Source organism: Achromobacter sp. Marseille-Q0513 (assembly GCF_018195695.1).
In the GTDB taxonomy this organism is placed as follows: Bacteria; Pseudomonadota; Gammaproteobacteria; order Burkholderiales; family Burkholderiaceae_B; genus Achromobacter.
Window position 1 is genome coordinate 1 of sequence record NZ_JAGTJY010000253.1, and the last position, 6556, is coordinate 6556.

The 6556-nt window shown below is 68.4% G+C and carries 6 protein-coding genes; 2 read left to right on the forward strand and 4 right to left on the reverse strand.

Annotated elements, in window-relative coordinates; translation table 11 throughout:
* Nucleotides 1-113: 113 nt before the first annotated feature.
* Both KDH83_RS28610 and KDH83_RS28615 read right to left on the reverse strand, forming a co-directional pair.
* Nucleotides 114-905, reverse strand: coding sequence for a 3-hydroxybutyrate dehydrogenase (locus KDH83_RS28610; RefSeq protein ID WP_212321996.1), 792 nt, complete (start codon nt 903-905; stop codon nt 114-116).
* 21 nt (nt 906-926) lie between these two features.
* The gene (locus KDH83_RS28615; protein ID WP_212321999.1) at nt 927-2327 is read right to left on the reverse strand and encodes a GntP family permease; all 1401 of its coding nucleotides are present in this window, start codon (nt 2325-2327) and stop codon (nt 927-929) included.
* Nucleotides 2328-2740: 413 nt separating this feature from the next.
* On the opposite strand from KDH83_RS28615, the gene KDH83_RS28620 reads away from it, so the two are divergent.
* Together KDH83_RS28620 and KDH83_RS28625 are read left to right on the forward strand one after the other, a co-directional pair.
* Nucleotides 2741-4135: a sigma 54-interacting transcriptional regulator gene (locus tag KDH83_RS28620; protein WP_249205421.1), complete on the forward strand. Its 1395-nt coding sequence runs from the start codon at nt 2741-2743 to the stop codon at nt 4133-4135.
* 220 nt (nt 4136-4355) lie between these two features.
* A complete protein-coding gene (locus KDH83_RS28625; RefSeq protein WP_212322001.1) occupies nt 4356-4772 on the forward strand; it encodes a hypothetical protein in 417 nt (138 codons plus the stop codon).
* Nucleotides 4773-4885: 113 nt separating this feature from the next.
* On the opposite strand, the gene KDH83_RS28630 is transcribed toward KDH83_RS28625, so the two are convergent.
* Together KDH83_RS28630 and KDH83_RS28635 are read right to left on the reverse strand one after the other, a co-directional pair.
* The gene (locus tag KDH83_RS28630) at nt 4886-5641 is read right to left on the reverse strand and encodes a SapC family protein (RefSeq protein ID WP_212322010.1); all 756 of its coding nucleotides are present in this window, start codon (nt 5639-5641) and stop codon (nt 4886-4888) included.
* Between the two features lie 9 nt (nt 5642-5650).
* Nucleotides 5651-6556: hypothetical protein (locus KDH83_RS28635; RefSeq protein ID WP_212322012.1), on the reverse strand; the 906-nt coding region annotated here is incomplete at its 5' end.

The window sequence follows — 6556 nt, forward strand, 5'->3', positions numbered from 1 at the left end:
TCATCTGGCCGTCCTTGACGATGCCTGCCAGCGCCTCCTGGGCGCTTGCATAAACCTTGTCCATACCCTTATCTCCTCGTTGTCAGTATCGGGACTACTGATGGTCAAAATGCCTATTGCGCGGTCCAGCCGCCGTCGATCTTCAGCTCGGCGCCGCGCATATTGTCCGCCGCGCCGGAGCACAGGAACTGCGCCAGTTCGCCGATCTGCTGCGGAGTGACGAACTGGCCCGACGGTTGTTTCTCGCCCAGCAGGCGGCGCTTGGCGTCGTCGGCGCTCAGGCCTTCGCGCGCGGCCAGCGCGTCGATCTGCTGCTGGACCAGCGGCGTCAGCACCCAGCCGGGGCAGATGGCGTTGACGGTGATGTTGCTGTCCGCCGTTTCCAGCGCGCCGACCTTGGTCAGGCCGATGACGCCGTGCTTGGCCGCCACATAGGCCGACTTGCCGGCCGAGCCGACCACGCCGTGCACCGACGCGATGTTGATGATGCGGCCCCAGCCGCGCTCGCGCATGGCCGGCAGCGCGGCGCGCATGGCGTGGAACACCGCGCTCAGGTTGATGGCGATGATGGCGTCCCAGCGATCCACCGGAAACGCCTCGATCGGCGAGACGTGCTGGATGCCGGCGTTGTTGACCAGGATGTCGACGGCGCCGAAGTGCTTGATGGCGGCGCCGACCATGTCTTCGATATCGGCCGGGCGGCTCATGTCCGCGCCGTGATGCAGGGCGCGCACGCCCGCGGCCTCGATCTGCCGGACGGCGGCCTCGGCGTCGCCGAAGCCGTTGAGCACGATGTTGGCGCCGGCGTGGGCCAGCGTCTGGGCGATGCCCAGGCCGATGCCGCTGGTCGAACCCGTGACCAGGGCGGTCTTGCCCGCCAGGGGCTTGGAAGTGATGTCGCTCATGATGGAAGGCTCCGCGTTGCGTCAGACCAGGCCGGTCAGGTAGAAGACGCCGATGACGACGAACACGGCCAGCGTCTTGATCAGGGTCACGGCGAAGATGTCGCGATAGGACTCGCGATGCGACAGGCCGGTCACGGCCAGCAGCGTGATGACGGCGCCGTTGTGCGGCAGCGTGTCCATGCCGCCGCTGGCCATGGCGACCACGCGGTGCAGGACTTCCAGCGGGATCTGCATGTGCTGCGCCGCCTGGATGAAGGTGTCCGACATGGCCGCCAGCGCGATGCTCATGCCGCCGGAGGCCGAGCCGGTGATGCCGGCCAGTGTCGAGACCGACACGGCGGCATTGACCAGCGGGTTGGGAATGCTCTTGAGCGCATCGCTGACCACCAGGAAGCCGGGCAGGGCCGCGATGACGCCGCCGAAGCCGTATTCGGACGCGGTGTTCAGCGTGGCCAGCAGCGCGCCGGACACGGCGGTCTTGGTGCCGGCGGCGAAGCGTTCATAGACGCGGCGGAAGGCCGTGAGCAGCACCAGCAGGATGCCCAGCAGCAGCGCGCCCTGCACGGCCCAGATGGCCACGACGCCCTTGGTGGCGACGCTCAGCGCGGCCTGCGCGCCGGGGATCACCTGCGGGTCGACCGTGTACTGCGCGCCATACCATTGTGGGATCAGCCGGGTCAGCGCGAAGTTGGCCACGCCGACCAGGATCAGCGGCGAGATCGCCAGGATCGGGTTGGGCAGGTCGGTGGTGTCGACGCGCTCGGGCTCGTTCAGCAGCGTGGTGCCGTAGCCTTCGCCGCGGGCGGCGGCGGTCTTGCGGCGCCATTCCAGATAGGTCAGGCCCACGACGATGATGAAGATCGCGCCGATCACGCCCAGCGCGGGCGCGGCCCAGGCCGTGGTCTTGAAGAAGGTGGTGGGGATGATGTTCTGGATCTGCGGCGTGCCGGGCAGGGCGTCCATGGTGAAGCTGAACGCGCCCAGGGCGATCGCGCCGGGCATCAGCCGCTTCGGGATATTGCTCTGGCGGTACAGCTCGGCGGCGAAGGGATAGACCGCGAACACGACCACGAACAGCGAGACGCCGCCGTAGGTCAGCAGCGCGCACACGGCGACGATCACCGCGTTGGCGCGCGAGCGGCCGATGTACTTGATCGCGGCGGCCACGATCGATTCCGAGAAGCCCGACAGCTCGATGACCTTGCCGAAGACGGCGCCCAGCAGGAACACGGGGAAGTACAGCTTGACGAAGCCGACCAGCTTTTCCATGTAGATGCCGGAGAAGATCGGCGCGACCGCGCTGGGATCGATCAGCAGGACGGCGCCCAGGGCGGCGACCGGTGCAAAGAGAATGACGCTGTAGCCGCGATAGGCGACCAGCATCAGGAACGCCAGGGCGGCGATCACGATGAGGAACGACATACTGTCTCCTATGGTTCCGTGTAGCTCGTTGTTGTGTGATGCGTCCGCGCGAGGCGGATTACATCGTGTAGCAAAAGCCGTGCCAGCTTTCGGAAAAGCGAGGTTTCTTGCGGTAAATCCAGGTTCGGGCGCATTGCCCGCGCGGTGGCGGCCGCCTGGCTGGGTACAATCCGTCCCAATATCGAGACAGGGGTGCGTGAACCCTGCTCAAGAATGCGCCGAACTAGGCGCCCTACAGGGCGGCGCGGGCGCGAAAACAGGGTGTATCAATAATGAGACTGATCGTCTCGAGATAGAGAAACCGGGAGACTGCCGTGCGTGACAGCGCGATGCGTGCCGACATGGAATCCAGCGTGGAGCCCCGCGCCGGCAATGCGCTGCTGACCGATTACGAGTCCGTGCGGGCGCTGACCATGCGGTCGCTGTTCGACATGCTGGACCGGTCGAGCGAGGGCACGGTGGTGGTCGACCGTGATGCCCGCATCGTCTGGATGAACCAGCACTACGCGGCGCGCTTCGGTTTTTCCGATCCGCAGGACGCCATCGGCAAGGACTGCGAGGAAGTCATCCCCAACAGCCTGCTGCGCGAGGTCATCACCTCCGGCGAGCCCATCCTGCTCGACATCATGGAAACGGGCCGCGACCCGCTGGTGGTCACGCGGCTGCCGATCAGCGACCTGCAGGGCAATGTGATCGGGGCGGTGGGCTTCGCGCTGTTCGACGAACTGAAGGCGCTGACGCCGCTGTTCAGCCACTACACGCGCCTGCAGGCGGAGCTGATCGCCACCCGCCAATCGCTGGCGCAGGCGCAGGCGCGCCGGGCCAAGTACAACTTCTCCAGCTTCGTCGGCAACAGTCCGGCCAGCCTGGAGGTCAAGCGCCTGGCGCGGCGCGCGGCGCCGCTGGACGCGCCGGTGCTGCTGCTGGGCGAGACGGGCACGGGCAAGGAGCTGCTGGCGCATGCCATCCATGGCGCGTCCGGCCGCGCCGACAAGCCGCTGGTCACCGTCAACGTCGCCGCCATTCCGGATACCTTGCTGGAGGTCGAGTTCTTCGGCGCGGCCGCCGGCGCCTACACCGGCGCCGACCGCAAGGGCCGCGTCGGCAAGTTCGAGCTGGCGCATGGCGGCACCCTGTTCCTGGACGAGATCGGCGACCTGCAATTGCCCTTGCAGGGCAAGCTGTTGCGGGCCTTGCAGGAAAAGGAATTCGAGCCGCTGGGCTCGAACCGGGTGGTGCACGCCGACGTGCGCATCATCGCGGCCACGTCGATGGACCTGCCGGCCATGGTGGCGCAGGGCCGGTTCCGCGCCGACCTGTATTACCGGCTTAACGTGCTGACGATTCCGGTGCCGGCGCTGCGCGAGCGGCTGTCCGATATCGAGGCCCTGAGCTACAGCATCCTCGACAAGCTCTGTACCCAGCATCACCTCGGCCATCTGGAGCTGGGCGACGAAGCCCTGCGACTGCTCAAGGCGCACGCCTGGCCGGGCAATGTCCGCGAGCTGAACAATACGCTGGAGCGCACCGTGATGTTCGCGGACGGGCCGCGCATCGACGCCCGCGCGCTGGCGCGGTGCCTGGGCGACGGGCGCGCGTCGTCGATAGCGTTGGCGCCGACGGCGCCCGCCGGCGGCGCATTGCGCTACGACGAGGCCATGAGGACGTTCGAGCGGCAGCTCCTGCAAGACGCGCTCGATGCCGCCCAAGGGCAGGTAAGCGTCGCCGCGCAGGCGCTGGGCATCGGCCGGGCGACCTTGTACCGCAAGCTGGCCGCGCTGCAGATTGCCACGCAGCCGGCGGCTTGATGGCGGGCGCCGCCGCGTTCGTGAAGATCGTGGCCGGCGGCGGGACAACTCTTCACAATGCATTACCCGGCAGCGCAAGGCCGTGGCGCGCGCCATGTTGTGATGCGCGGGCAAGTACGCCCGTGCCTGCGCCTGTGTGACGGGACGCGGATCCGCCCCGGACCGCGATGCGCGCCTGCACGATTGTGACGCCACACCACTTTCGTGAAATCACCGCAGCATGACCACCCACTTCTCTCCGACATTCCTCGTTTCGGCCGCGCGGCGTTGCGCGGCGCTGCTGGCGCTCGCGCTGGCCGGCTGTACCACCTATGACTACATCCCGCCCGCCAGCGATGCCGGCCGGCAGTGCCTGGCCACCTGCGAGGTCGCCCGGCAGACCTGCCGCGCCGGCGTCAGCCAGACCGGCGCGCAGCAGGCGGCCACGGCGGAGCTGGCGCGCGGCAACCAGCTGGCCACCTGCCTGGCGGGCGCGTCCACGGCCGACGATCGCAAGGCCTGCCAGCGCGGCGCCGGCAATGGCATGCTGCTCAACACGCAGCAGCATTCCCAGCCGCTCGGCGAGCTGCAATGCAGCTCGACCTATGACCAGTGCTACACCAATTGCGGAGGACAGATCATCGAGCGCCGTGGCTGACGCGCGTGGCGGCGCGGTCCCGGCCGGGTTCGCATGACCGGGCCGGCATCGGCGCCAGCCCCAAAAGAAACGGGCCGGCATGATCGCCGGCCCGTGGTCTGACTGGTGTCCGCTTATGCCTCGGCGGTGGCTTCGGCCGGGACCGCCGGCTGCGCCTGGTTGATCAGGGCGGGCCAGGTATTGATCGACAGCAGATGGCAATAGACCAGCGGCAGCCAGCCGTTGGCGCGCCAGCGCAGGAACTCGTCGTCAGGCAGCTTGTTGAACTTGGCTTCGTCGATCACCTTGAAGCCGGACATGGCCAGGCGCTGGCCGTCGGGCAGGGTGATGTCGGCGCGGTTCTCGATCAGCAGGTCGGCGTCGGCCAGGGCGCGCGCGAACTCCATCGTGTAGGCGTGCTGGTTCTGGTAATCGCGGCAGAATTCCAGCGCGCTGCGCGCCAGGGCGGTGGGCTCGCCGGCCTCGTCGAAGAACGGGTTGTCGCGGCCCTCGACCACCGAGGCGGCCTTTTCGTCAACGCACAGCGTGAACTGGCTGCGGTCTTCGTTCTCCATGAAGATGAAGGGATAGCGGCGGACGTAGGCCGGGATGTAGGCGCCGGCGCGCCATTGGCCCTGGGCGTCGACGAACAGGTTTTCCTGGCCGCGCACGCCCAGCACCGCGACGGGCGTGGGCTGGTCGCCGTCGGTGAAGACGATGGGGAAATGGCGGCACGCGGTCGGCAGCTCGGTGGCCACCAGCGGCACGGCGTTGGTCTTGGCGGCGTAGGCGAACCCGGTATTGCCGGCCAGCGACAGATTGGCATGCACGCCGGGGGCCAGGGGGCGGGGTTGTTCGTAGAACAAGGGAAGCGAAGTCTGCGTAGTCATGGTCTCGGATCAGAGAGTGCGTGATTGCGTGTCGTTGCCGCGGCGCTCGTCATCGGAGGGGGTGCCTTCGATAGCGGGTTGCTGCGAATTATTGCCGGGGGCCTCAAGGACCGGGTGATTGCCGGTCGGCACGGTCAGCACCGTGTTGTCTCCAGACGGCAAGCGCCGGGTATCGGCGGCGGCCACCGTCAGCACCTGCGGGTCCGTATAGGCGCGCAGTGCGTCCGGGCCGACGCCGTTGCTTGGCACCGTACCACGGAACAGCGGGCCAGCGGTAGGCGTGGTGGGAATCACCGTGCGCGGCGCCGTGACGGCGGACAGGCGGTCGATCATGTCCGTCGGCCCCCACGTGGCGCCGTTCATGTAATAAGGCGCGCCGACCAGCGAGCTGCGGACCATGGTGGCGGCCATGGAGCCGTTCCTGCCGCCGATCGAACCCCAGATATCGGCCGATCCGGCGCTGGTCACGCTGAGACCGGCCACGTCCAGCTTGTGGCTCGGGTCCGCGTCGTTCAGGCCGATGCGCAGCGCGCCCAGCGGGCCGGCGGCCAGCGTCAGCGAGGTCTGCGGGCCCGACAGGCCGACGGCGGTGATGTCGCCGTTGGTCTGGATGAGCGCTTCCGCGCCTTGCAGTCTGGCCGGGGCGCCCAGCTTGATGGGGCCCTGGGTCACCAGCAGCTGCGCGGGCAGCGTCAGGCCGGCGCCGCCGGTCTGGGTGAAGCCGGTGGCGGCCTTGACCGTGGTGCCGGCGCCAAAGCGCGTGGTGCCGGTCGGGTCGGTGTTGGCGATGCGGATCGCGCCAGCGTCGGCGGTGACGTTCTTGCCGAACGACACGCTGCCGCCGGAGATGTCGATGCCGTCCGGACCCGAGGCGCGCACCGCGCCGTTGGAGCTGGCCGGCCTGGCCTCCCGCCG